The following is a 25,617-nucleotide window of genomic DNA, read 5'->3' as shown; positions in this document are numbered from 1 at the left end:
ATGCTCTCCCGTCGTGACATGCTGCGGTCCGCGTCGGCCGGTGCGGGGTTCGGTTACCTCGCGTTCCTCGACCTCCTCGCACGGGCCGGGGAGGGTGCGAGCCCCAACACGCTCGCGGCACGGGCCGGGCACCACCCCGCGAGGGCCAAGCGCGTCATCTTCGTGTTCATGCACGGCGGGCCGTCGCAGGTGGACACGTGGGACCACAAGCCCGAGCTGGAGAAGCGCGACGGGCAGGAGCTCCCGTTCGAGCCGGCCAAGGGCACGACCGTGTCCCGCAAGCTCATGCGGCCGCTGTGGAAGTTTCAGAAGTACGGCGAGTCGGGGATTCCCGTTTCCGAGCTGTTCCCCGAGACCGCGAAGCACGTCGACGACCTGTGCGTCGTCAACAGCATGCACACGGAGGGGCAGAGCCACGGGCAGGCGGTGCTCAAGCTCCACACCGGCGACATCGCGCTGTCGCGGCCGAGCGTCGGGAGCTGGGTCACTTACGGCCTCGGCACGGAGAACCAGAACCTCCCGGGGTTCGTCACCGTGTGCCCGACCCGCGGCCACGGCGGCGCGCAGAACTACGGCAACGCCTTCCTCCCCGCCGCGTTCCAGGGCACGTCGATCGGGGCGGCCGGGACGCCCGCGTCGAGCGCTCAGATCAAGAACGCCAACCACCCGGACCTGCCGCGCGAACTCCAGCGCCAGCAACTCGACTTCATGCAGGCGCTCAACAAGGAGCACGCCGCCCGCGCCGGGGCCGACGACCGCCTCGAAGCGACCGCGGCGAGCTACGAGCTCGCGTTCCGCATGCAGGCCGCGGTGCCGAAGGTCGCCGACCTCCGCGACGAGACCAAGGAGACGCTGAGGCTCTACGGCATCGGCGAGAAGCCGACCGACGACTTCGGCCGCCAGTGCCTCATGGCCCGCCGGTTCGCCGAGGCCGGGGTGCGGTACATCCAGGTGTCGCACAGCTTCAAGTGGGACCAGCACGGCAACATCCGCCAGCACGAGGCGAACGCCCGCGAGACCGACCGCCCGGTCGCCGGGCTCCTCGCGGACCTGAAGCAGCGCGGGCTCCTCAAGGACACGCTCGTTGTCTGGGGCGGCGAGTTCGGGCGCACGCCGGTGTCGCAGGGGAAGGACGGCCGCGACCACAACCCGCAGGGGTTCACGATGTGGCTAGCCGGGGGCGGGGTGAAGGGCGGGCACGTCCACGGCGCGACCGACGACTTCGGCTACCACGCGGTCCGGGACAAGGTCCACATGCACGACCTGCACGCCACGATCCTGTGGCTTTTGGGCCTGGACCATGAGAAACTGACGTACCGTCACGCGGGCCGCGACTTCCGCCTCACCGACGTGTACGGCCGCGTGGTGAAGGACCTGTTTGCGTGACGGAGCCGGACGCGCCCGCGGTGGAGTGGTGGCTGTGGCCGAACGTGCTGGCGCTCGACGCGCCGGTGGTCGCGGTGGTCTGGCAGCGGTTCCTCGCTGGTACGGTTGGCGCGACCGTCCCGGCGTCCGCGTCGGTCGCGCTCGGCCTCGTGGTCTGGGGCATCTACCTCCTGGACCGCCGGCTCGACGCCGCGCGGCCCGGGTTCACCCAGCCGCGGCACACATTCGCGCGCCGGAACCCGTACCTCGTTACCGTCTTGGCGTTCGCCGCTCTTGTCGCCGCAGCGCTCCTCGCGGTCACGCTCCCTTGGGCGTACCTTGAAGTCGGGGCGGTGGTGGCGGGTCTGGTCGCCGGCTACTTCGGCCTCGTTCACCTGACCCGTGCGGCCCTGCCGATCGCCAAGGAATCCCTCGTCGGGGTGCTCTTCGCCGCGGGGGTGTCCGTGCCGCTGATCGCTTCGGACGCGCCCCTCGTCGCGTGGCTCCCCTCCACGTTCGCGTTCGGACTGCTCTGCTGGCTGAACTGTGCGTTGATCGAGCGTTGGGAGTCGGGGGCGAGCGGGGGTGCAATCCTCCCCGTGCTGCTGGCCCTCGGGGTGCTCCTGACCGGAGCGACCTCACCCGCCGCGGTGCGCGGCGCGCTCGGTACGTCGGTCGCGCTCCTGCTCGTACTGCACGCCGCCCGCCACCCCACCGGCACGAAACACGCGCGCGTCCTGGCCGATGTCGCACTGTTAACGCCGCTGGCCGTGTATGGGTATCGGTGAGCGGTCCTCGGGGTACTTGCCCTTCTGAGGTTCCGCGGGACCGCGCCTCGGATCGCTTTGAGCCGCTGCCGAGATGCTCCTCGCCACCGTTTGGGGCATCGACGGCGATCGCGGGGGTCATTTGATCACCCCCGCTTACACCAACTCGTGAGACGGACGGGTACGGTCTAATCCCCGCTGGGACGAACTCGGGGACGGAAGGGCGGGTGCGGGGAAAGACGAAACCCCTAGTTTCTTAGGGGTTGGGACGCTTGGGGACTGTTGAGGACTGCGTGACACGGAGTACGCCCGTCGGGACTCGAACCCGAAACCACCCGCTTAGAAGGCGGGTGCTCTATCCAGTTGAGCTACGGGCGCTCTTCGGGAATTGTCCGGCGGGGTCGGGCCGCTGACAAGGCCGCTTTGTGTCATAGAAGGGCCACGCGGTCAGCCGCGGAGGGGGCCGCGGGCAAGGACCGTGTACACGGGTCCGTCGCGCTCCAGCTCGCTGCTGAACACGGTCACCTGCGACACCGCGGTGCGGCCGCCCGACCACGACATGCGCTTCGGCAGCTCGGGCGCGAGCGCCTCGCCGTCGGCCGCGCCCTTCACCCGGCCCAGGGTCAGGTGCGGGGTGTACCCGCGCTCCTCGGTGCGGTAGCAGCCCAGGTCGAGCATCCGAGCTTCGAGCTTGCCGTACAACTGACGCAGCTCCTCGGCCCCCTCGGTGACCCCGGCCCACACGACCTTCGGCCGCCGCGGGGTCGGGAACGCGCCCACGCCCGCGACCGCCAGCGTGAACGCCGGCACCTTCGCGGCCACGCTCGTGACGGCCCGGCAGACCGAGTGCAGCTCGCGGTCGTCCACCTCGCCCAAGAACAGCAGCGTGACGTGCATGCTCTCGGGTTCGACCCACTTCACCTCGGCCCCGGTCTTCGCGAGGTCGGCCTGGAGTGCGACGGCCCGGTCGCGGACCTCGTCGTCAATCTCGACGGCTATGAACGTGCGGGTTCGGCCCATGTGCGTGCGTGCTTCTCGTGGTGCGGGTCCGGGCGACGCGGCGGCTCGGCTTAGCTCCAGGCGGCCTCGTCCCAGAACTGCTTGGCCCCATGGTGGAGCCGCGCCCCGATCTGAGTGACGACCTTCATCGCCAGGAAGTTCGCGGCCCGTGCGGCCTTTTGCGGGGCGACGTTGCGGGTGACCCCGTAGAGGAACGCGCCGGCGAACATGTCGCCCGCCCCGGTCAGGTCCACCGGGTGGCACGGGAACGCAAGGACGTGGCACTCCTCGCCGTCGTACCGCACGAACGCGCCGTTCGGCCCGTCGGTGACGACGGCACTGGGCACGAGTGCCTTGAGCTTCGCGAACGACTCCGCGGCCGTGTTCCCGCCGGCGACCGCCGCCGCCTCGACCGCGTTGCAGAACAGGAGGTCGCTCTGGGCGAGCGCCTCGCGGAACGGCTCGCCGAACACCTGCGGGATGAACGCATCCGAGCAGGTGAGCGCGACCTTCGTGCCGTGAGCCTTCGCGGCCCTCACCGCCTCGCGGATCGCGTGCTGGCCGGTTCTCGGGTTGGCGAACACGTAGCCCTCGACGAACAGCCACGTCGCGGCCGTCACCTTCTCCGGGCGGACGTGCCTCGCGGCAAGGTGGCTCGACACCGCGAGGCTCGTCCGCATCGTCCGCTCGGCGTCGGGCGTGATGATGCTGACGCAGGTGCCGGTCGTCTCGCCCACGAGCGGGGCGTTGGCGAAGTCGATGTTGAGTTCCTGGAACTCGGTTGCGTAGTGGAGCCCGTACCGGTCGTCGCCGACGCACCCGAGGAACGCGCCCTTGCCGCCCAGTTGCGAGCACGCGATCACCGAGTTGGCCACGCTCCCGCCGCTCACCAGCCGCGGCTCGTGGTCCCGGTACGCAGCGAGCAATTGGGCCTGCTCGGCGGGCTCGACGAGCCGCATCGTCCCCTTCTCGAACCCGAGGGCGGCGAACTCCGCGTCGGTGAGTTCCAGGAGGATGTCCACGAGCGAGTTGCCGAGGCCGATGACGTCGAACTCTTTCATTGCTGTGTGCTTCTCTGGGTGCCGGTGCGGGGCTACGCCTCGAACCGGGGGAGGTACACCGGGGTGGGCCGCTGCCACGCCGCGCTGTTGATCTGGTCGGCGAGGACCGCCCGCAGGTCGTCGAGCGTCTGCCACTGCGGGAACAGCGAGTCGTAGTGCCGCCGCAGACTGTCCAGGTTCACGGCCAGGTGCCGCAGCACGTCGCCGTGCGGGTCGCCGCCGAACCGGCCCATCAGCGTCAGGTACCCCTCGATGATCCGCACGTGGCCCAGCAGCACCGCGTGGTAGTCGTCGCGGACCGCGTGCAGCTCCTCGACGCAGTTGTCGCGGAGCACCCGGCGGCTCGTCTGCTCCCAGGCGGTGAGCAGGTGCCGGGCGAGGGGCTCGCGCAGGAACCACGGCTCCTGGAGGAACGGCAGCAGCGGGTACGGGCCGGACAGCTCGCGGAGGACTGAGGTGAACATCGTCGGGCTCCCGTGTTCACCGTCCAGATTACGCCATCGCGGCGGCCGTGTCGATTCGCCGCAGCACTTTGTCGCGGCCGAGCAGGGCGAGCGTCTCCGGGAGCCCGAACCCGATCGTCTCGCCGGTGACCGCGACCCGCACGCTCCCGTCGAGGTCGCGGGGCTTCACCCCGACCTTCGCGGCGAACGCGGTGAACGCCACCATGATCGTCGGCGGGTCGAACGGCTCCAACGTCTTGAGTTCCTCCGCGAACGCCTTGAGGCGGTCGGCGACGCCGGGCTTCGCGAGCTTGTCGGCGACGGCCTTCGGGTTGAAGTCGGGCGCGTCCTTTAGTAGCGGGGCGGCGTAGAACACGAAGTCCGAGAACAGCTTGATCCGGTCCGCGGCGGCCTCGGCGATCTTGAGCAGGAACGCCCGCGTTTCGTCCGGCACCGGGTCGGCCACGAGCTTCGCTCGCGTCAGATACGGGAGGGAACCCGCCAGCTTCTCCTCGGCGGAGAGCTTCTTCATGTACTCGGCCTGCACCCAGAACAGCTTCTTCTCGTCGAAGTTGCCCGGTGCCTTGGTCACGTCCTTCGTGTCGAAGTTCGCAATGACCGTTTCGAGCGGGATGATCTCGTCGGTGGCGTTCAACGCCCACCCGAGCCGCACGAGGTAGTTGATGAGCGCCGCCGGGATGTACCCGAGTTCGCGGTAGTACGCGACGGTCGCGAGGTTCAGGTCGTCGCGGCCCTTCAACTCTTCGTCGGTCCACCCGCACGCCTTCAGCTTCGCGATCTCGTCGGCCGAGAGCGGTGGGAGGTCGCGCTTGCTGATCTTCTTCCCGTTGCGGTAGAGCAGCGGGACGTGCGCGAACTCGGGCGGCTTCGCGCCGAGCGCCTTGTAAAAGAGCGCCTGGTAGATGAGCAACTGCACGGGTGTGTTGGCGAGGTGCTCCTCGGCGCGGATCACGTGCGTGATGCCGAAGTCGATCTCGTCCACGACCGTGGCGAAGCTGTACAGCGCGCCCGTCACGCCGTCGGCGTTCGGCGCGCGGAGCAGGGCCGGGTCGCGGATCGTGTCGGTGCTCACCTCGACCGTGCCGCGGACGTGGTCGTCGAACACGACCTTCTCGCCCTCCGGCACCCGAAGCAGCACCGGGGCCGGTTTCTCCTTGTAAAGGCGCAGGTTCTCTTCTGGGGCGACGTCGCGGTTGCTCCCGCGGTGGACGTACGCCTTCTTCAGCCGCTGCGCGAGGTCGCGGCGGGTGTCCTGCTCGGCCTGCGTGGTGTAGTCGGGGTACGCGAGGCCGGCCCCCATGAGCTTCATCGCGGCCGCGACGTACTTGTCGTTCCGCTGCCCCTGGTAGTACGGCTTGTGCGGGCCGAAGCTCTCGCCGCTGGCGTCCCGGGCCGGGCCCTCGTCCCAGTCGATGCCGAGCCACTCGAACCCGTCGAGGATCGGCTTGACGGCCTCGGCCCGGTTGCGGGCGGCGTCGGTGTCGTCGATGCGGAGGACGAACTGGCCCCCGTGCCGCCGGGCGTACAGCCAGTTGAACAGCGCCGTGCGGACGCCGCCGATGTGCAAGTAGCCCGTCGGGCTGGGGGCGAAGCGGGTGCGAACGGTCATGTGATCGTGGGGTGCGGAGTGCGGAGTCTGCAACACGGAAGACGGACGCACGCCGCGAGCGGGTGGTTCGTCTGCCCCATGCCTTTCTATTCCGCGGTCTGGACCTCGCATTCCGAATTGGCGGCGACGGTGGTCGGGCGGGGCAGGGGCCGGGCCTCGATGAGCAGGACGATCTCGCCCTCCTGCACGACCTTGCCGTCCTGGTTGCTGATCGACCGCTGCCAGACGACCTCGCCGCGCTTGCCGCGACCGCGGAGCGTCTTCTCGATGACCCGGCTCGTCATCTTGATGGTGTCGCCCGCGAACACGGGCAGGATGAAGTTCCAGTACCGCACGCGCAGCATCGCGATGGTGCGGAGCTGCGGGGCCATGACGCCCAGGCCGCTGCCGATGGAGAACACGGCGAACCCGTGCGCGATCGGCTTGCGGAACGGGGTCGTCTTGGCGAACTCGGCGTCGACGTGGATCGGGTTGAAGTCGCCGCTGAACCCTGCGAAGTGGACGATGTCCGCCTCGGTGACCGTTCGCCCGCCTGAGACCCATTCCTGGTTCACGTCCAGGTCGTCGAAGAACAAATGGGCGGCCGAAAAAGCCATGAACCGACCTCGGGCGAACACCACGGGACCGCAACACCGTCCGTTGCTATAGCCGTTGGGCGATGGAAGACAAGTGTTCCGGCGTTCGCGGGGCCGGGCATCACGGGGCGGAATCACGACGCATCTGGAAACAGGGCTACGGGTTTGCGCTCGGGGGTCGAGAGGTCGACGCCGACGAACACCCCCTCGGCCTCGGTGACATGGATCGTCTCGGCCCCCCGCTCGGCGTGGACGTCGATTCTCACGGTCATCGACGTGCGCCCGACGCGCACGACGCTCGTCTCGAACCGCACCACGTCGCCGACGAGCACCGGCTTCTTGAACTCGACGCGGTTGATGGCGACCGTGACGAACGACGCCTTCGGGTTCCCGCCACGGAGTTGCAACTCGCGCTGCGCCGTGATCGCCCCCGCGAGGTCGAGGTACGACAGCAGTACCCCGCCGAAGATGGTGCCGTGGCGGTTCGTGTCCTTCGGCATCATCGGGACTTGAATGGCAAGGTACGGCGCGTTCGACTCGGACATGACGACTCCCGGCGTTGGTGCGACGGTGGTAAACTGCGGAACGGAGTTCGTCGGGGCCAGTGGGGACAAAATCATGGATGACAAGAACCCGACCGTCACACGCAGTTCTTTGGCGGTCCTTGCGATGGCGATGACGGGTACGTGTGTCATTTGCCCGTGCAGCAACACCCTCGTGGTTCGCCGAGTTGTTGCGCTCGTCCATCCTCAGTACACGTCTAACGTCAACGATCCCATCCCATTCGATCGTGACCTCTGGCTCAGAGGACGGGCTCGGAACCGAGTCGGAATGGCCAATTACCTCGCCAACGAGAAGATGCTCGACGGAAAAACGCGCTCCGAATTGGTGGAAATGCTGGGCGAACCTGACTTTGAGCGCCCGGGTGATGAGGGGACTCGGTGGTTGCTGGGCTTTTACGCAAAAGGCCTCTTCGATGAGTCCTTGTGGCTCGAGTTGACGATCGGTGAGAACGGTAGGGCGAGGGGGGCAATAGTGGGTGTAAGTTGGGAGGATCCCCGGACGCGGTAACCGACCCACGCGCTGATCCTGAGCCCGCGGGTGCTGGGTCGTCGATCTGATCCTCGGGAAGCAGTGACCGCGGCGCGCGTGGTACAATCGCTGTGTCTCGTTTGCACGAGGGCCGCTGATGCCGTCGCCGTTCCCGGGCATGAACCCGTACATCGAACGTCCCGAACTGTGGAACGACTTCCACAACACGTTCATCCCCGCGGTTCGCGAGGTGCTCGCGCCGCAGCTTCAGCCGCGGTACTTCGTTCGCATCGAGGAGAACCTCTACATCCACGAGCCCGAGGCGCGCGAGCGGTTCCCGCTCGGGAAACCGGACGTCTCGATTCACCCGGCTCATGGAACTGCTCCTGATCGAGCCCAGGGAGTGGCGGTACTCGCCCCCACGTCGGTCGGGATGCCGGTTCACGTCGAAGAGGAGCGGCTCCCGTTTCTGGAGATACGCGACCGATCGCGGAACGAAGTCGTCACGGTCATCGAGTTGCTCAGTCCCGCGAACAAGGCCACCGGTACGCCGCGCGAGCAGTACCTCGCCAAGGTGCGGCGGATTCTCGCGAGTCGGACGAGCTTCGTGGAGATCGACCTGCTTCGCGGCGGTCCGCGGATGCCGTGGGATCGCTTGCCGGCGTGCGACTACTACGCCATCGTGAGCCGTCCGGCCGACCGCACGGGCGACGACCCGCACGCCGGCCTGTGGCCGATCGGCGTCCGCGACCCGCTGCCGACGATCCCGATTCCGCTCCGCCCCGGCGAACCCGAGGCGACGCTCGACCTGCAAGCGATCGTCCACCGCATCTACGACACCGCCGGGTATCAGCTCTTCATCTACGACGCCGACCCCGAACCGCCGCTGCCCGCCGGCGATGCGGTGTGGGCCGCTCATCTCCTGAACCCGCCGGCGTAACACGATGGCGTTCACTCACACCACCCGCGGCGAGCGGTTCGTCTTCGCGGAGCTGCGCGAGTTGCTCGCGAAGGCGAACGAGCTGAAGTCCGGCGACGAACTCGCGGGCGTTGCGGCTCGGAGCGAGCGCGAGCGCGCCGCGGCCAAGTTCGCACTCGCCGACGTGCCCCTCGGCGAGATCGTCGCAAACCCCGTCATTGACCCCGACACCGACGATGTGTCGCGGCTCATTGTCGAATCGCACCACGCAGCCGGCTTCGCGTCGATCGCGTCGCTCACCGTCGGCGAGTTCCGCGAGTTCCTGCTCGACGACGCGACCACGTGCGACACGCTGCACTCGCTGCGAAGCGCGATCACGCCCGAGGTCGCCGCGGCCGTCGCGAAGCTGATGAGCAACAAGGATCTCGTCTACGTCGCCGCGAAGATCCGCAACGTGACGCGGTGCCGCAACACGATCGGCGGGGCCGGCGTGTTTGGCGTCCGCGTGCAACCGAACCACCCGACCGACGACCCCGCCGGCATCGTCGTGTCTGCGGTCGACGGACTGCTGTACGGGTGCGGCGACGCGGTCATCGGCGTGAACCCCGCGACCGATTCCGTCGAGACCGTGGCGGCCGTGCTTCGCACCCTCGACCGGCTCATTGACACGCTCGGCATCCCCACGCAGGCGTGTTGCCTCGCCCACGTCACCACCCAACTCGCGGCACTCGAACGCGGCGCGCCAGTCGATCTACTCTTCCAGTCGGTCGCCGGCACGCAGGCCGCGAACGCGAGCTTCGGCGTCACGCTCGCGATGCTGAAGGAGGGCCGCGAGCGGGTGCGGGAATCGCACGCGAAGCGCGACGTTGCCTGGGTCGGCGATCAGGTCATGTACTTCGAGACGGGGCAGGGGAGCGCGCTCTCGGCCGAGGCGCACCACGGCGTCGATCAACTCACGCTCGAAGCGCGTGCCTACGCCGTCGCCCGTTCGTTCGACCCGTTCCTCGTGAACAGCGTCGTCGGGTTCATCGGGCCGGAGTACCTCGCCGACGAGCGGCAGATCACGCGGGCCGGACTCGAGGACCACTTCGTCGGCAAGTTGCTCGGCCTTCCGATGGGCGTGGACGTGTGCTACACCAACCACGCCGACGCCGACCAGAACTCGGCCGACAACCTGTTGCTGTTGCTCACGGCCGCGGGGTGCAACTACGTCATGGGCGTGCCGTGCAGCGACGACGTGATGCTGAACTACCAGTCCACGAGCTACCACGACGCGGCGACCGTTCGGAGCCTGTTCGGCTTGACCCCTGCCCCGGAGTTCCTAGCGTGGCTCGAAGCGCAGGGCATACACCGTGCGGGTAAGCTGGCCGCCGGTGGGCAGCCCGCACTGCTCGCGAAACTCGGTAAAGTGCTCACGGGTTGAGATAACCGGTGAGTCGAATCATGATGCGGGTAGAATCGACAATGAGTGTGTGAAAGCCACCAGAGGGCGGAACATGGTCCCGCTGCCCACAATTGACGTGCTGGACTCAATTGCAATCCCCGTCGCATGCCCGGTGGACTGGGACACGATGCACGGCGACGATCGAGTGCGGTTCTGCGACAAGTGCAACCAGAACGTCCACGATGTCAGCGAACTCGCGCGGGCCGAGGCCGTCCAACTGGTTACCGACGGGGAATCGATGCCTTGCCTCCGCGTCTACCGTCGGCCGGACGGTCGGGTGATGACCGCCGACTGCACGACGCGGCGAGAGCGCGTGTGGAAGTGGCTGCACAAGCGCTCCGCGTGGGCAGCAGGACTCTTCGCACTCGTGTTCATCACCGGCTGCGGCGAGCGGCGGCCGGGATGCATGGCAGGAGCACCTCTGCCCTCCGACCAGCAGATCGCAGGGGAAGCCGCCATGACCGCAGTGCAATTCACCATCGCCATCCTCCCCGCGGTAACGACGGGGGGAGCCAAGAACCACGCGGATGAACTCGGGCGCTAGCGCGGCCATCCATACAACGCCCCCATGCCCGCACCACTCGACCTGCCCCCCGAATCCGACGACGTTCGCACCCTCCACAAGTTGGGGTACGCCCAGGAACTGTCGCGCGTGCTCGGCGGGTTCTCGAACTTCGCCATCTCGATGTCGATCATCTGCATCCTCGCGGGCGGGATCACGTCGTTCCACGTCGGGTACTGCTCGGTCGGCGGCGCGGCGATCGGGCTTGGCTGGCCGCTCGTGTGCGTGTTCTCGCTGTGCGTGGCAGCGACGATGGGGCAGATCGCGTCGGCGTTCCCGACGGCCGGCGGGCTGTACCACTGGGCCGCGATTCTGGGCGGCCGTGGATGGGGGTGGGTGACGGCGTGGTTCAACCTCGCTGGGCTGGTGACCGTGCTCGCGAGCATCAACGTCGGCACGTACCGGTTCGCACTCGGTGCGTTCTACCCCGAGGCGAAGCCCGACCCGATGGAGCAGTTCTGGGTCGTGCTGCTGCTCACAGTCTCGCAGGCGATCGTGAACCACCGCGGCATCCGCGTGACGCAGGTACTGACCGACTTCAGCGGGTACTGGATCCTGCTGATCGCGACGGTCCTCACAGTCTCGCTGTTGGTTGCGGCCCCTTCGCACGACCTCTCGCGACTCTGGACGTTCACCAACTACAGCGGCCTTCAGGACGGCGACGCGCTCGTCGCGTGGCCGCGGACCGAGTCGGTGCCGTGGCTGTTCGCGCTCGGGTTCCTCCTCGCCGCGTACACCATCACCGGGTTCGACGCCTCGGCGCATGTTTCGGAAGAGACCGAAGGGGCCGCCCGGAACGTGCCGCGGGGGATCGTGCGGTCGGTCCTCGTGTCGGGCGTGTTCGGGTGGGTGATGCTGTGCGCCGTCGTGCTCGCGATGCGCGACCCGGACGCGGCCGCGGCGAAGGGTACCGGCGCGTTCGTGTTCACTCTTGAAGACGTGCTGCCGAAGTGGTACTCGGTCGTGTTGCTCGGGTGCATCGTCGTCGCACAGTACCTCTGCGGGCTGGCGACGGTTACGTCGGCGTCGCGGATGGCGTACGCGTTCGCCCGAGACGGCGGCCTGCCCGGGTCGCGGTGGGTGCGGTTCGTGTCGCCGCGGTTCCGCACCCCGGTCGTCGCGATCTGGGTCGTGGCGCTCGCGTCTGTCGCGTTCACCGCCTACGCCGAGGTGTACGAGACGATTGCCGCCGTGTGCGTGATCTACCTCTACGTCTCGTATGTGCTGCCCACCGCCATTGGCCTCGTCGCACACGGCCGCTGGTGGACCGAGCTGGGGCCGTGGCACCTCGGCCGCTGGTTCCGGCCGCTCGCCGTTGTCAGCGTGATCGGGTGCGGGGGGCTCATCGTCATCGGGATGCAGCCGCCGAACGAGAAGGCTGCGGTGGTCGTCGGCGGAACGGTCGTGCTGCTCGGGGTGTGGTGGTTCGCGGTCGCCCGCCGCACGTTCCCCGGCCCGCCGGTCGGCGCGCTCACCCCGCAGCAGCGGGCCGAGATCGCCGCGGCCGAGGTCCGGGTTCACGAGGGTGCGAAGTGAGTGACAGCCCGCTGTCACCGACGCCCGATCCGCTGGAGGTGGCCCGCGACCACACCCCGGCCCGCGTCCTCGTCAACCGCGCCGGACCGGGCTACCGCACCCGCACCTGGCTCTCCTTGCGCGAGGACCACGCCGCCGCCCGCGACGCGGTGCAGGCCGAGGTCGATCTGCTCGGCGCGTTCGGGCCGGACCGCATCGCCGCTCACCAACTCTTCGCGCTCAAGTCGCAAGCCGGTTCGAAGGCCGAGTACCTGCGGCGGCCCGATCTCGGTCGGCGACTCGACGCCGAGTCGCGCCAGACGATCCTCGAGCGCTGCCCCGCGGGCCGCGACGTGCAGGTGGTGATCGGCGACGGGCTCTCCGCGACCGCGGTGTCCGCCCAGGCCCCCGCACTCCTCGACGGGCTCCGTGCCGCGTGCGAGGCCCGCGGGTGGTCGTTCGGGCGGCCGTTTCTGGTGCGGTACTGTCGTGTCGGCGTGCTGAACGACGTAGGCGACCTGCTGAACCCGGGAGTCGCCGTGCTGCTGATCGGCGAGCGGCCGGGGCTGGCAACCGCGGAGAGCCTCTCGGCGTACCTCGCCTTCCGCCCGCGGGCCGGCCACACCGACGCCGACCGGAACTTGATCTCGAACATCCATTCGCGCGGCGTGAGCTGCGACGAGGCGGTCCGGCGGGTGGTCGCGCTGGCCGAGCAGTTCCGCACCATCGGCCGCAGCGGGATAACCGTCAAGGAACTCGCCGCATTGCCCCAGCCGCTGTCACCCTGATCCGTGTCACGTTGCGCCGAACAACTCGTCCCAGGTGCTCGCGTCGCGGAACTGCGAGACCGGCGCACGCCCCGCCCTGATCCATCGGCCTTTACACTTACACGAACGCTCTGCGTGCGCGAGGTGTCGTTCCCGCTGGTGAGTGCGGGCAGTAACCTGAGGCAGTCGCACCGAGGACCAGCCGATGCCGTTCGACCCGGACGCCCGCCTCGCCGAGTGGCGGAAGAGCCTGCTCGACATCTCGAAGCGGAACCGCCTCATCAAGTTCGCCGCGGGCCGGGGTGGCGGCGCGTACCTGCTCCGGCCGACGGTCGGTGACCTGTGGACCCGGCTCGTGTGCGAGGGGGAGCGGCTCACGTTCGCACGCAAGGCCGAGATCCTCGGCCTCCCCGCGCAGGTGCTCGACGCCGAGACCCTCGGGGCCGACTACGACCCGCAGAGCGAGGCGGCCGCGGGGGCCGACGCGGCCCGGGAGTTGACCGAGTTGTGCCTGCGGTCCCCGCACCTCCGGCGTGACCACTTGCTGACCGAGTTCACCGACCGCCAGCTCGCGGCCCGGCTCACGCGGCTGTTCCGCACGGCCCGCGAGGGCGCGACCGACCACGGCGTCACCACGCTGTTCGCCGCGTTCGGATTTCTCCGCTGGTTCGAGAGCCCGGACTCGACCGAGGAGGTGCTCTCCCCGTTGTTGCTCGTGCCCGTGCGGCTCGAGCGCGAGACCGTCGAGTCGTCGTTCACGCTCCGGGCCGAGGACGAGGACGTCGTCCCGAACCACTGCCTCGCCGAGTTGCTCCGCACGCAGTTCCGCATCGCGCTGCCGACCGCGGCCGCGTGCCCGCTGGGTGCCGACGACCCGGAGTGCGTCGCCCGGTACTGCGCAGCGGTCGGGGCCGCGGTCGCGCACGTCCCGCGGTGGGGCGTGGTCGAGTCCGCGGCGGTCGGCGTGTTCAACTTCCAGAAGCTCGCGATGTGGGAGGACCTGGGCCGCAACGCCGCCCGGGTGACGGCGCACCCGGTGTGCCGCGCCATCGCCGGTGACAGTGCGGTGTCACTCGCGCCGCCGGCCGACCTGCCGCACGCCGCCGACCTCGACCGCCTGGTGACGCCGGCGGCCGCGGTCCACATCCTCGACGCCGACAGCAGCCAGCACGAGGCGATCGAGGCGGTGAAGCGCGGCGCGCACCTCGTCATGGACGGCCCGCCGGGCACGGGGAAGAGCCAGACCATCGCGAACATGATCGCCGAACTCCTGTGGGCCGGAAAGACGGTACTGTTCGTCAGCGAGAAGACCGCGGCGCTGGAGGTCGTGAAGCGCCGGCTCGACCGCAGCGGGCTGGGCGACTACTGCCTCGAACTGCACAGCGCCAAGGCGAACAAGCGCGCCGTACTCGACGAATTCGGCCGGTGCCTCGATCTGCCCGTCGTTGCGGAACCCGACGACGCGGGGCCGCTCGGCGAACTCGGGGCCGCGCAGCGCGCGCTCAACGAATTCGTGGCAGAGTTGCACGCGGTCCGGCAGCCGCTCGGTCGGAGCGCCTTCCGGGTCCACGGCGAACTCGCGGTCCTCGGGGACCGCACCGGGCGAACGCGCGTGGCGGTCCCCGAACCGCTGACGAAAGACGCGGCCTGGCTCGACCAGTCGAGCGCGATTCTTTCCGGGCTCGCCGCGTGCGGGTCGGTGCTGGAGGAACCCGGCGGCCACCCGTTCCGCGGGTGCAAAGTGGTGGCGTACTCGCACACCGCCGCCGACGAGACGCGGCACGCCCTCACCCAACTCGCGGCCGCGCTGCCGGCGGCCGAGCAAGTGGTGGCCGCGTTGACCGCGGCTGGTGTCGCGCCGGCCCCCTGCGGCGTGTTCCAATGGCAGGCGGCAGAGGGCGACGCGCGTGCGGTTCTGGCCGCGCCGCTGTTCCCCGCCGAGTGGTTCCGGGCCGACCCCGTTCGGGCGGCGAAGGCGGTCCTCGAACTCGACGGCGCGTCCCGCACCGCCCGGGAGGTGGTCGCGGCGCTGCCCGAGTTCGCGCCCGAAACGCTCCGCTCGTTACCCGCCGATCTCGACGCCGTAGCGGCGTCGGTGTCGCTCACCGCGGCACCCTCGGCAAAGGACCGACTCGCAACGCTGGAGCGCGTCGCGGCCGCGCTCGCCGCACTCGGGGAGCAACTGCGGGAGGCGGAAGCACTCGCGGGGCAGGTGCGCGACGCGCTCCGGGTGCCGCGCATCGGCGCGGCGCAGTTGCCCGAGTTCGCGGCCGTCGCGAGGCGACTTGCCGCGCTGCCGCCGCTCCCCGCGAGTTGGTGGGACGCGCCGCGGCGGGCCGAGTTGCTCGCGGCCGTCGGGCGCGCCGCGGACGACGCCCGCACCGCACAGGCGGACCGCACGAAGCTCGCCGCGAAGCTCTCGCCGGTCGCGTTCGCGCGTGAGTCGGCACCGGTCGTTCGGGAAGCGGCGACCGCGGCAGCGTCCACCTGGCGCTGGGTTCCGTGGTCGGCGTGGGGCAAGGCCCGCGTGCCGGTCGCCGCGTGGTACTCGGCCCCGCCGGATGATGCGCCGCTCCGGGCCGATGTCGAGCAACTCGCGGCGTACCACCGGCGCGTCGAAGCCGCCGAGCAGGTCGCTGCCGCGTACCGGGCCGATCTGCTGAGCCCGAGCGGCGCGCCGGACTGGAACGCCACGCTCGCGGGGCTGCGTGACATCGAGTCGCTCGACCGCTGGAAGGCTGCGCCCGAACTGAAGGCGCGCCTCGCCGCGGGCGGTTCGTTCGACCGCTCCGTCCTCGGATCGGTGGCGCAGCGGCTCGCGGCGGTCGCGGCCGCATTCGCCGAGGGCTGGACGGCGCTCCTCCGCGACTTGGTCGTTCCCGATGCCGCGACGATCCTGGCGCAGGCCCCGGCCGACGTGATCGCGTGGCTCCAGACGCAGGCGGCCGCAGTCTCGCGGGAGGCCAGCGAACTTGGGAAGATCGTCGCCTTGCTGAAGCCGGGGCACGATGTCACTGGGGCGAACCTCAGCGAGCGCCGTGCGGCGCTGCGGCAACTTGCCGCGGCCCGGGTGCGCGTCGCCGGCGCTGCGACCGCACTCGGCGAGACGCGCACGTCCGATGCGCTCGAAGCCACCGACCACGCGACCGCCGCTGCGACCGCTCGCACGCTGCTCGCGCTTCTGGCGACCCTGAACCGGCCGGGCTCGGTCGAACTTGCCGCGACCCTCACGGAGCCGGCGGCCCGCGAGCGCCTGCGGGTCGCGCTCGACACCAGCACGGCGGCGCACGCCGCGTTCGACCGGGCCTGGGACCGCGTCGCGAGCGAGTTGTTCGATGTCACGGCGTCGGTCTCCTCGAACGTCGTTCTGCAAGGCGCACCGCTGTCGGACTTGAGAGCGTGGGCGACGGACCTCGCGGCGAACGTGGACCGCCTCGCCGAGTGGGCGCGGTTCGTCGCGTGCGAGCGCGAGATGCGGGCGGCCGGTCTGGGCGCTGTCCTCGACGAGGTCCGGGCGAAGGAGTACCCGGTTGCGGATGCGGCCGCGGCGTTCCGGGCGCGGTTCTTCCGCCTGTGGCTCGACTCGCTGCACCAGCAGGTGCCGGCGCTCGCGGCGTTCTCGACCGACGCGCACGAGCGGCTCATCGAGCGGTTCGCCGAACTCGACCGGCTCGCGGTCCGCACCGCACCGAACCGCGTCCGCGGGCACCTCGACGCGACCGCCCCGCGGCCCCACAGCCGCGACTCCGCACCTGAGAGTTCCGAACTCGGCGTGCTCATGCGCGAGGTGGCCAAGAAGCGCCGACACCTCCCGCTGCGCGCGCTGTTCCGGCAGATCCCGACGCTCCTCCCGCGGCTCAAGCCGTGCCTCATGATGAGCCCCCTCGCGGTCAGCACGTACCTCGAAGACCCGGATTTCACGTTCGACGTGGTGATCTTCGACGAGGCGTCGCAGGTCCGCCCGCACGACGCAATCTGCGCGATCTCGCGCGCCGGGCAACTCGTGGTCGGCGGCGACCCGAAGCAACTCCCGCCCACCGACTTCTTCAACCGCTCGACCGGCGACGGGGACGACAGCGACGACCGCTGGGCCGGCTTCGAGAGCCTGCTCGACGTGTGCGTGTCGCTCGGCCTCACCCGCAAGCGGCTGCGGTGGCACTACCGGAGCCGCCGCGAGGGGCTCATCGCGTTCTCGAACCGGCACATTTACGAGAGCCGGCTCGTCACGTTCCCAAGCGCCGACGAGGGCACGACGCGCGCCGTCACGGTCGAGCGCGTCGCGGGCGGCCGCTTCGCCGACGGCGTGAACCCCGTCGAGGCCCGCCGCGTCGCTCAATTGGTGATGGACCACGCGAGGCAGACGCCCGGCCGCAGCCTCGGCGTCATCGCGTTCAGCCAGAAGCAGCAGGACCGCATCCTCGACGAACTCGAAGTGCTGCGCCTGCAGAGCAGCGAGCACGAGGGGTTCTTCGCCGACGACCGGCCCGACCCGTTCTTCGTCAAGAACCTGGAGAACGTGCAGGGCGACGAGCGCGACGTGATCGTCCTGGCCATCGGCTACGGCCCGGACGACTCGGGCAAGGTCGCGATGCGGTTCGGGCCGCTGAACCAGAGCGGCGGCGAGCGGCGGTTGAACGTCGCCGTCACGCGGGCACGGTGGGCCATGGTCGTCGTGTCGTCGCTCACCGCGAACGACATCGACCTGTCGCGGACCGCGGCCGAGGGCGCGAAGCTCCTGAAGTCGTTCCTCGACTACGCCGAACGCGGGCCGGTCGCGCTGGGCGAAATGGTCACCGAGGCGAATCAGCGGGCGGCCGATTCGCCGTTCGAGCGCGAGGTGGGCGAGGAACTCGCGCGCCGCGGGCTCACGGTCCACCGGCAGGTCGGGTGCGGCGGCTACCGCATCGACCTCGCGATCGCCGACCCGGGGCAGGGTGGCCGCTACCTGCTCGGCGTCGAGTGCGACGGGGCGACGTACCACTCGGCCGCCACGGCCCGCGACCGCGACCGGCTCCGGCACGCGGTCCTTGAAGGGCTCGGGTGGCGGCTGGTGCGCGTCTGGTCGTCCGACTGGGTCCGCGACCGCGAGAAGCAGGTGCGGCGCGTGCTGGCGGCGCTTGAAGCGGCGAAGCAGCCCCACCCCGAGCGCCGCGATGAACCCGCCCCCGCCCCGGTGGTCGTGAATCAGCGAACGCCGCCCGCCCCGGAGTTCGACAACATCGAAGCGGTGCCCGAGCCCGCGGTCACGGACGCGATCGGTCGCTCGCTGCGCGACTTCGGGTCCATGCCGGCCGAAGACCTGATTGCGGCCGTGTCGAAGCGGCTCGGGTTCAAGCGCACCGGGCCGAAGATCCGCGAGCGCGTCGCCGAAGCGCTCAACGCGCAGACGGCCGCCGGCCAGTTGCTCGTGGGCGACGACGGCCGCGTGCGGCTCGCGCCGCGCTGACCGACGAGATTGGATTGTGCCGCACCCGAGCGGAGAATATCCTGCGGGCGCGCCGCGAGTGCCCACGGAACGGGGGAGCCGATGAGGACGAAGGCCGACATCGTGCAGGACTGGTTGCCGCGGTACACGGGCCGCCCGCTCGACCAGTTCGGGCGGTACGTCCTGCTCACGAACTTCGCAAACTACGTCGAGATGTTCGCCACCCGGTTCGGGGTCGAGATCCTCGGCCGCGACCGGCCAATGCAGTCCGCGACCGCCGAGAACCTCACGATCCTGAACTTCGGGATGGGCAGCGCGATGGCCGCGACGGTCATGGACCTGCTGTCGGCCGTCGAGCCCAAGGCGGTGCTCTTCCTGGGCAAGTGCGGCGGGCTGAAGAAGACCACCGTGGGCGACTTCCTGCTGCCGATCGCGGCGATCCGCGGGGAGGGCACGAGCAACGACTACCTGCCGCCCGAGATCCCGGCGCTGCCGTCGTTCCGGCTCCAGGCCGCACTCTCGGCCGCGATCAACCGCCACAACCTCGACTACTGGACCGGCACCGTTTACACGACCAACCGCCGCGTCTGGGAGCACGACGAGAAGTTCAAGAACTACTTGCGCGAGGTCCGGGCCAGTGCGATCGACATGGAGACGGCGACGGTGTTCGTCGTCGGGTTCGTGAACCACATCCCCAAGGGCGCTCTCCTTCTCGTGTCGGACAACCCGATGACCCCCGAGGGCGTGAAGACCTCGCGGTCCGATGCGACCGTCACCGAGAAGTTCGCCCGGCTGCACCTCGACATCGGCATCGACACGCTGATCGAACTCCGGGACCGCGGCGAGTCGGTGAAGCACGTCCGGTTCGAGGAGCGCCCGGGGTGACCCGCGGCGCGCCGTGAGGAACTCGCCATGCCCCTGTCCTTTCGCGTCCTCGGCGGCCCCGGCAGCGACAACGCGCTGTTCGTGACGGTCGACACGGGTCAGCGCACCTCGCGGCTGCTCTTCGATTGCGGCGACGGGTGCCCGCACGCGCTCGCGGTCGCCGACCTGCTGAACACCGAGCACCTCTTCTTCTCGCACTTTCACATGGACCACGTCGCGGGGTTCGACCACTTCTTCCGCATCAACTTCGACCGCGACCAGCCGCCCGTGAGCCTGTGGGTGCCCTCGAACGGCACCGAGGTCCTGCACCACCGGTTCCGCGGGTACGAGTGGAACCTCGTCGGCAGCCGGCAGCGCGGGACGTGGGAGGTTCACGAGATCGGTGCGGAGCAAGTGCGCACGACGCGGTTCTTCACCCGCGAGGCGTTCCGCACCGGGCACCCGGCCGGCGAGGAGCCCCGCGATCCGGTGATCGTCCGGGGCGAGGGTTACACCGTGGAGGCGGTGCAACTCGACCACGGGTGCCCGTCGATGGGGTACGTCGTCCGCGAGGCGGCGCGGGTGAACGTGGACACCGTGAAGTTGGCAGAACGCGGCTTCGCACCCGGGGCGTGGCTGAAGCGGCTCCGCGGCCCGGCCGCACAACCCGGGGAGGTCGTCGCGGTCAACGGTTCCGAGCACTCGCTCGCGCAGTTGCAGGCCGAGTTGCTCGCCACCACGCCCGGCGAATCGATCGCGTACCTGACCGACTTCCGCCTGAACGCCGCGACGCAGGACGTGCTCGCAGCGCGGCTCCGGGGCGTCACAACCGTGGTGTGCGAGAGCCAGTACATTGCGGCCGACGTGGAACTGGCCGAGGCCGCGATGCACTCGACCGCACGGGAGGTCGCGACCCTCGCCGCACGCGCCGGGGTGGGGCGGCTGATCCTGTTCCACGTCTCGCCGCGCTACCTGCCCGCCCGGCTCGGGGAGTTGCTCGCCGAGGCGCGTGCGGTGTTCCCGAACACTACGTTCCCGGACGGGTGGTAGATGGTTGTGCGTCGGGCGGGCATTCATGCCTACCGGGCGAGACCAGGGCAGGCAAGAATGCCTGCCCCACCAGCACACCGTCAGCCGTGGAGCGCCCAGACGGTCCAGAGGGTGAGGCCGAACGCGAACCGCAGGCCCGTCTGGGCGATGACCCACCACAGCGACGAGGCGAGCGTGGTCTGCATCTCGGCGAGGCTCTTCTTCACCTCGTTGTCCACCATTTGCTTCGGGTTGACGATGCCCAGGGTCACCGCCCGGATCAGCGGGCCGCGCCACCCGAGCCACGTCTCGGCCTGGTCCAAGTACTTCACCGTCTCGCCGTGGTCGAACCGCCCGACGCGGAGGATGAAGTACAGGTCCACGGCCAGCATCGGGATCATCGGCACGAGGATGATCGGGACCAGCCACCACTCCTGTTCGAGCTGCGGGCCGGTCAGCACGGCCATCGGGAAGATCATCCGCGAGCACACGAGCTGGACCGCGGTCACGACCGCCGCGAGGATCGCCGGCCGGAAGAACGACCAGTTCAGGATCAGGCTCTTGTGGTCGCCGAGCCGCTGGATCAGCTTCGGCCACCGGCCCCGCACCGCGAACGCGATCCGCACCGCGTTCAGGTACACGTCCCACCGCCGCAGGAAGCTGATGAGGAACATGAGGCTGACGTAGAAGTCGAAGATGCGGATCAGGTTGATCGGCGGCGGTTCGTCTGGCATGCGGCACCTGGGGCGACCTATCAGGATCGTATCGGTTTTCCCCGCCCGAAACTTGATTCCCCGTCGCACCGGGGGTACCTTCGGCGCTCGCCCTCTCCCGGGACCCGCGATGCTCCGCCCCCTGCGACTCCTCTGCCTGGCGCTGTGCCCCGTGCTCGTCGGGTGCGGCCGGCCCGCGGGCGAACTCACCGTTGTGGTCGTCCCCAAGGGGATGACCCACGAGCACTGGCAGTCGGTCCGCCGCGGGGCCGAGCGGTGCGCCGCCGACCTGCTCGCCGAGGAGGGCGTGACCGTCCGCGTCGTCTTCGACGGCCCGCTCCGCGAGCGGGACGCGATGGAGCAGATCCGCATCGTCGACCGCCGCGTCGCCACCGGGGCCGCCGGCATCGTCCTCGCCCCCCAGCACAACCGGACCATGGAGGCGTGCGTGGCGCGGACCGACGGGGCCGGGGTGCCGGTCGTGCTCATCGACTCGGGCCTCTCCGACATGAGCCGCGTCCAGAAGTACGTCGCCACCGACAACTACAACGGCGGCCGCCTCGCGGCCCGGCACCTGCTGACGGTGCTCCGCGAGAAGGGGGTGACGGAGCCGCGGGTCGTGCTGTTCCGGTACGCGGTCGGGTCGCAGAGCACCGAGGAGCGCGAGAAGGGGTTCGAGGACACCGTGGCCGCCGAGTGCCCGGGGGTCGTGTGGGTGTCGCGGGACAAGTACGCCGGCTCGACCCGCGACTCGGCCATGCGGGAGGCCGGGCCGCTCGTCCACCAGTTCGCCGACCGCATGGACGCGGTGTTCGCGCCCAACGAGTCGTCTGCGTCCGGCGTGATCGACGTGCTGCGGTCGCAGGGGCTGAACAAGAAGGTGCTCGTCATGGCGTTCGACGCGAGCAAGCCGCTGCTCAGCTCCATCAACGAGGGCGACGCCGTGGGGAGCGTCCTCCAGGACCCGTACCGCATGGGCTACCTCGCGACCTGGTGCTGCGTGCGGCACGCCCTGGGCGACGACGTGAACGCCGGCCGCACCGACCTGAACCTCGGGACCGGCGAGACGGTCGTCACCCGCGAGAACGTCGCCGCCGAGGCCACCCTGGGGTTGTTCGACCCGGCGGCCCAGGCCCGGCGGGTGATCGACAGGCCGCGGTTCCCCAAGCGGGGGGCGAAGTAGATGGCCGCCCGCCTCCGGATGACCGGCGTCCACAAGAGCTACGGGCCGACGGCCGCGCTGCGGGGCGTCGACCTCGAGCTGCTCGCGGGCGAGGTCCACGCGATCGTCGGCGAGAACGGGGCCGGGAAGTCCACGCTCATGAAGGTGCTGAGCGGGGCCGAGCGGCCCGACGCCGGCGGCGTGACCCTCGACGGCACCGACTTCCGGCCCGCGGGGCCGCAGGCGGCGCGGCGGCGCGGCGTCGTGATGGTGTACCAGGAGCTCGCGGTGTGCCCCGACCTGACCGTCGAGGCGAACGTGCTGCTCGGCCAGGAGTCGGCCCGCGGCGGGTTCCTGCAACGGGCCGCCGACCGCGAGCGGGTCCGCACGGTGCTGGGTGAGTTGGGCCACCCCGAGATCGACCCGCGGGCGCCCGTCGCCGGCCTGAGCCCCGCCGGCCGCCAGGTCGTCGAGATCGCGCGGGCGCTGCTCACCGACGTGCGGGTGCTGGTGCTCGACGAGCCGACCAGCGCGCTCACGCAGGAGGACGCCGCCCGGCTGTTCGACCTCGTGCGGCGGCTGAAGGGCCGCGGCGTCACGGTCGTGTACATCAGCCACTTCTTCGAAGAGATCGAGGCCGTCGCCGACCGGTTCACGGTCCTCCGCGACGGCCGGGCGGTCGCCACGGGGGCGGTCGGCGCGGTGCCCCGCGAGAAGATCATCGAGCTGATGGTGGGGCGGTCGGTCGCCGAGCAGTACCCCCGCACCGAGCACGCGATCGGGGGGCCGGTCCTGGAACTCGCCGCCCTCTCCGGCGACCCGCTGCCGGCGGGCGCGAGCCTCACCCTGCGGCGCGGCGAGATCCTCGGCATCGCCGGCCTCGTCGGCTCGGGCCGCACCGAGCTCCTGCGGGCGGTCTACGGGCTCGACCCGGTCCGCTCCGGGGCCGTGACGGTCGGCGGCCGCGTGACCAGTCGCGCGACCCCCGCGGCCCGCATCGCCCAGGGGCTCGGGATGCTCAGCGAGGACCGCAAGAACGAGGGGCTGCTGCTGGAGATGTCGATCGCGGACAACGTGACCCTGAGCCGGCTCGGCCGCGGGTTCCTGTCGCGGGCCGGGCTCGCGGCGTCGGTCGCCGGCGTGCTCGCCCGGGTCGGCGTGAAGTGCCGGGACCAGGCGCAGGCGGTCGGCGAGCTGAGCGGCGGCAACCAGCAGAAGGTCGCGCTCGGCCGGCTGTTCCACCAGCGGGCCGACGTGCTCCTGCTCGACGAACCGACCAAGGGCGTGGACGTCGGGAGCAAGGCCGAGATCTACCGCCAGATCGGGGCCGCGGCCGCGGCGGGGAGGGCGGTGATTGTCGTGAGCAGCTACCTCCCGGAGCTGTTCGGCGTCTGCGACACGCTCGCCGTCATGTGCCGCGGCCGCCTGACCGCCCCGCGGCCCGTCCGCGACTGGACGCCCGAAGCCGTCATCGCCGCCGCCACCGGGGCCGGGTAGCGCGGCCCGCGGGCGCACCGATTCACTCGAACACCAGCAGGCACGATGACCACACCCGCCGCCGACGCGCCGCGACCGCTCGCACTCCCCGCCGGGCCGTGGGTCGGGTTCGCCGCGGTCCTCGTCCTGTTCAGCGTGCTGATCGGCACGACCGGCGAACTCGACAAGTTCCTCAGCGCCGGCAACCTCCGCGTCCTGCTCCACGAGGCGACCGTCCCGGCGGTCGTCGGGCTCGGGATGCTCCTGGTACTGATATCGGGCGGGATCGATTTGTCGGTCGGGGCGGTCGTCGCGCTGGTGTCGGTCGTGACGATGCGGGTGTTCGTGCGGGCCGGGGGCGGGGCCGACACGCCGGGGGCCGGGTTCGCGGCCGCGGCCGCGGGCGTCGGGGTGGGCGGGTTGTGCGGCCTCGCCAACGGGCTCCTCGTCACCCGGTTGAGGCTGCCGCCGTTCGTCGCCACCCTCGGCATGTTCGGCATCGCCCGCGGCGCGGCCGTGTGGCTGGCCGATCGCACGACGCTCGCGTTCCCCGGCAAGCCGCCGGAATGGGTCGAGGGCCTCGCCGTCACGAGCTTCACGAACCCGGGCCTGTGGTCGGTCGTGCTCCTCGCCGTGCTGACCGCGGTCCTCCTCCGCCTGACCGTCTTCGGACGCCACGTCTACGCGGTCGGGTCGAACGAGGCGGCCGCCCGGCTGTGCGGGGTGGACGTGAACCGCACCCGGGTGCTCGTCTACACCCTCGCGGGACTGCTCACCGGCTGGGCGGGGGTGGTGATGTTCGCCCACAGTAACAGCGGCAACCCCACGCTGGGCGAGCAGTTGGAACTGGACGTCATCACCGCCGTGGTCATCGGCGGAGCGAGCCTGTCGGGCGGGAAGGGGACGGTCGTTGGGGCGCTGCTGGGGGTCGCGATCCTGGGGCTCATCAAGAACGGGGTGAGCCTGTTCAACGTCCCGGTCGAGATGCAGTACATCCTGATCGGCGTACTGCTCCTCGCGAACGTGGCGCTGAACCAGTGGCGGCGGGCCGGCAAGTAACTTCCCCGGGGGGTTGACCGCGCGACGTCGGCAGCCGGTATAATCGACATGAGGAAATACTTCCCGAATTGGGGCGACAGTTGAAAACGGTTTGACACCCCCGGTTCGTCGGGTAGGTTTAACTTGATTAGTGTGTTCCGTAGGACCGCTCCACAACCGTACTTCGGTTAACCCAGCGGTTGCGGCCCGCCGCTCCCCCACGGATTGAGGCACCGCGTGATGAACCCACCCGAACCCACCCCGGATGCGATGACTCCCGACCTCGAAAACACCCCGGGCGACGACGGTGCCACCACGCCCTTCGGCAACGAGCGGCGGAAGCGGACCATTCCCATCGCCACCGACCGCCGCCGCGCCCAGAACGCCGCCGAGAAGCGCAAGAGCAGCGAGCGCCGCCGGCTCATCGACCCGACCACCTGCGAGCGGGACTACAACCTCGACGAGACCGAGTTCATGAAGGCGATGGACCGGTACAAGCGGGAGAACCGCCGGCCGTTCCCGACCTGGAGCGAGGTGCTCGAGGTGCTGTACTCGCTCGGCTACCGGCGCGTTGCCGAGGCGACGGCCCTGCCCGGCGGTAAGCGCGAGCCCGGCGGCGCCCAGCCCCCCGCGGCCGCGCCGATCCCGCCGATCCCCGTCACCGCCACCGCCTGACCCGGGCGGCGAACACTCTGATTGATCAAAGGCCGACCCAACCGGGCCGGCCTTTTGCTTGCGCGCTGCGCCCGGCGAACCCTGAGCGCCAGCGAGGGGGTCCGCCTCACCCCCTCGCTGGCGCTCAGGGTTCGCCACCAAGTCCGGTTGGGCTAG

The 25,617-nt window shown here is 70.2% G+C and carries 22 protein-coding genes and 1 tRNA gene; 15 read left to right on the top strand and 8 right to left on the bottom strand.

The features are described from left to right. Positions 1 to 1,386, top strand: coding sequence for a DUF1501 domain-containing protein (locus ACTIGN_RS24495; protein ID WP_439628783.1), 1,386 nt, complete (start codon positions 1 to 3; stop codon positions 1,384 to 1,386). Further along, positions 1,383 to 2,153: a hypothetical protein gene (locus tag ACTIGN_RS24490; protein WP_439628781.1), complete on the top strand. Its 771-nt coding sequence runs from the start codon at positions 1,383 to 1,385 to the stop codon at positions 2,151 to 2,153. The genes ACTIGN_RS24495 and ACTIGN_RS24490 overlap by 4 nt, the downstream gene beginning before the upstream one ends. 283 nt (positions 2,154 to 2,436) lie before the next feature. Here the strand turns inward: ACTIGN_RS24490 and ACTIGN_RS24485 are convergent. The 7 genes from ACTIGN_RS24485 to ACTIGN_RS24455 all read right to left on the bottom strand — a co-directional run bounded on the left by ACTIGN_RS24485 (position 2,437) and on the right by ACTIGN_RS24455 (position 7,385). After that, positions 2,437 to 2,510: transfer RNA gene (locus tag ACTIGN_RS24485), tRNA-Arg, on the bottom strand. A 69-nt stretch (positions 2,511 to 2,579) separates the two neighbouring features. Continuing rightward, the gene (gene thpR / locus ACTIGN_RS24480) at positions 2,580 to 3,152 is read right to left on the bottom strand and encodes an RNA 2',3'-cyclic phosphodiesterase (RefSeq protein WP_439628779.1); all 573 of its coding nucleotides are present in this window, start codon (positions 3,150 to 3,152) and stop codon (positions 2,580 to 2,582) included. A 50-nt stretch (positions 3,153 to 3,202) separates the two neighbouring features. Further along, complete coding sequence (locus ACTIGN_RS24475) at positions 3,203 to 4,192, bottom strand: adenosine kinase (RefSeq protein ID WP_439628777.1); 990 nt, start codon at positions 4,190 to 4,192, stop codon at positions 3,203 to 3,205. A gap of 32 nt (positions 4,193 to 4,224) precedes the next feature. Then, positions 4,225 to 4,656: a hypothetical protein gene (locus tag ACTIGN_RS24470; RefSeq protein WP_439628775.1), complete on the bottom strand. Its 432-nt coding sequence runs from the start codon at positions 4,654 to 4,656 to the stop codon at positions 4,225 to 4,227. 28 nt (positions 4,657 to 4,684) lie between these two features. Further along, positions 4,685 to 6,265 (bottom strand): glutamate--tRNA ligase, encoded by a 1,581-nt coding sequence (locus ACTIGN_RS24465; protein ID WP_439628773.1) that lies wholly within the window; start codon positions 6,263 to 6,265, stop codon positions 4,685 to 4,687. Between the two features lie 86 nt (positions 6,266 to 6,351). Next, entirely contained in the window at positions 6,352 to 6,861 is a 510-nt protein-coding gene (locus ACTIGN_RS24460; protein ID WP_439628771.1) for a MaoC/PaaZ C-terminal domain-containing protein, read from the bottom strand. Between the two features lie 113 nt (positions 6,862 to 6,974). Next, the gene (locus ACTIGN_RS24455) at positions 6,975 to 7,385 is read right to left on the bottom strand and encodes an acyl-CoA thioesterase (RefSeq protein ID WP_439628769.1); all 411 of its coding nucleotides are present in this window, start codon (positions 7,383 to 7,385) and stop codon (positions 6,975 to 6,977) included. Between ACTIGN_RS24455 and ACTIGN_RS24450 the strand changes: the two genes are divergently transcribed. The 9 genes from ACTIGN_RS24450 to ACTIGN_RS24410 all read left to right on the top strand — a co-directional run bounded on the left by ACTIGN_RS24450 (position 7,384) and on the right by ACTIGN_RS24410 (position 20,418). Then, a complete protein-coding gene (locus tag ACTIGN_RS24450; RefSeq protein ID WP_439628767.1) occupies positions 7,384 to 7,911 on the top strand; it encodes a hypothetical protein in 528 nt (175 codons plus the stop codon). The two genes, ACTIGN_RS24455 and ACTIGN_RS24450, sit on opposite strands and share 2 nt — an antisense overlap. Before the next feature lie 118 nt (positions 7,912 to 8,029). Beyond that, positions 8,030 to 8,812 (top strand): DUF4058 family protein, encoded by a 783-nt coding sequence (locus ACTIGN_RS24445; RefSeq protein ID WP_439628765.1) that lies wholly within the window; start codon positions 8,030 to 8,032, stop codon positions 8,810 to 8,812. Between the two features lie 4 nt (positions 8,813 to 8,816). Continuing rightward, positions 8,817 to 10,214 carry an ethanolamine ammonia-lyase subunit EutB gene (locus ACTIGN_RS24440; RefSeq protein ID WP_439628763.1) on the top strand — a complete coding sequence of 466 codons (1,398 nt, stop codon included), beginning with the start codon at positions 8,817 to 8,819 and terminating at the stop codon, positions 10,212 to 10,214. Positions 10,215 to 10,287: 73 nt separating this feature from the next. Then, on the top strand, positions 10,288 to 10,779 hold the full coding sequence (locus ACTIGN_RS24435) for a hypothetical protein (protein WP_439628761.1): 492 nt from the start codon (positions 10,288 to 10,290) through the stop codon (positions 10,777 to 10,779). Between the two features lie 24 nt (positions 10,780 to 10,803). Further along, positions 10,804 to 12,333 (top strand): amino acid permease, encoded by a 1,530-nt coding sequence (locus tag ACTIGN_RS24430; RefSeq protein ID WP_439628759.1) that lies wholly within the window; start codon positions 10,804 to 10,806, stop codon positions 12,331 to 12,333. Continuing rightward, positions 12,330 to 13,100, top strand: a complete 771-nt coding sequence (gene eutC, locus ACTIGN_RS24425; protein ID WP_439628757.1) for an ethanolamine ammonia-lyase subunit EutC — start codon at positions 12,330 to 12,332, stop codon at positions 13,098 to 13,100. The genes ACTIGN_RS24430 and eutC overlap by 4 nt, the downstream gene beginning before the upstream one ends. A gap of 184 nt (positions 13,101 to 13,284) precedes the next feature. Next, complete coding sequence (locus ACTIGN_RS24420; protein WP_439628755.1) at positions 13,285 to 18,525, top strand: DUF4011 domain-containing protein; 5,241 nt, start codon at positions 13,285 to 13,287, stop codon at positions 18,523 to 18,525. Between the two features lie 81 nt (positions 18,526 to 18,606). Beyond that, a complete protein-coding gene (locus ACTIGN_RS24415) occupies positions 18,607 to 19,389 on the top strand; it encodes an AMP nucleosidase (RefSeq protein WP_439628753.1) in 783 nt (260 codons plus the stop codon). Between the two features lie 27 nt (positions 19,390 to 19,416). After that, the gene (locus tag ACTIGN_RS24410) at positions 19,417 to 20,418 is read left to right on the top strand and encodes an MBL fold metallo-hydrolase (RefSeq protein ID WP_439628751.1); all 1,002 of its coding nucleotides are present in this window, start codon (positions 19,417 to 19,419) and stop codon (positions 20,416 to 20,418) included. A gap of 80 nt (positions 20,419 to 20,498) precedes the next feature. Here ACTIGN_RS24410 and ACTIGN_RS24405 read toward each other — a convergent pair whose 3' ends face one another. Beyond that, positions 20,499 to 21,131: a hypothetical protein gene (locus ACTIGN_RS24405; protein ID WP_439628749.1), complete on the bottom strand. Its 633-nt coding sequence runs from the start codon at positions 21,129 to 21,131 to the stop codon at positions 20,499 to 20,501. 109 nt (positions 21,132 to 21,240) lie between these two features. On the opposite strand from ACTIGN_RS24405, the gene ACTIGN_RS24400 reads away from it, so the two are divergent. From ACTIGN_RS24400 to ACTIGN_RS24385, 4 genes are all read left to right on the top strand, one after another. Next, positions 21,241 to 22,293, top strand: a complete 1,053-nt coding sequence (locus ACTIGN_RS24400; protein WP_439628747.1) for a substrate-binding domain-containing protein — start codon at positions 21,241 to 21,243, stop codon at positions 22,291 to 22,293. After that, a complete protein-coding gene (locus tag ACTIGN_RS24395; RefSeq protein WP_439628745.1) occupies positions 22,294 to 23,769 on the top strand; it encodes a sugar ABC transporter ATP-binding protein in 1,476 nt (491 codons plus the stop codon). A 45-nt stretch (positions 23,770 to 23,814) separates the two neighbouring features. Then, on the top strand, positions 23,815 to 24,807 hold the full coding sequence (locus ACTIGN_RS24390) for an ABC transporter permease (protein WP_439628743.1): 993 nt from the start codon (positions 23,815 to 23,817) through the stop codon (positions 24,805 to 24,807). 219 nt (positions 24,808 to 25,026) lie between these two features. Continuing rightward, the gene (locus ACTIGN_RS24385; RefSeq protein ID WP_439628741.1) at positions 25,027 to 25,461 is read left to right on the top strand and encodes a hypothetical protein; all 435 of its coding nucleotides are present in this window, start codon (positions 25,027 to 25,029) and stop codon (positions 25,459 to 25,461) included. Positions 25,462 to 25,617: the final 156 nt, after the last annotated feature.

It is taken from the genome of Gemmata sp., from assembly GCF_051859125.1.
Classification (GTDB): Bacteria; Planctomycetota; Planctomycetia; order Gemmatales; family Gemmataceae; genus Gemmata.
Note: the sequence above shows the minus strand (reverse complement) of the source record. Positions and strands in the feature narration are given on the sequence as shown.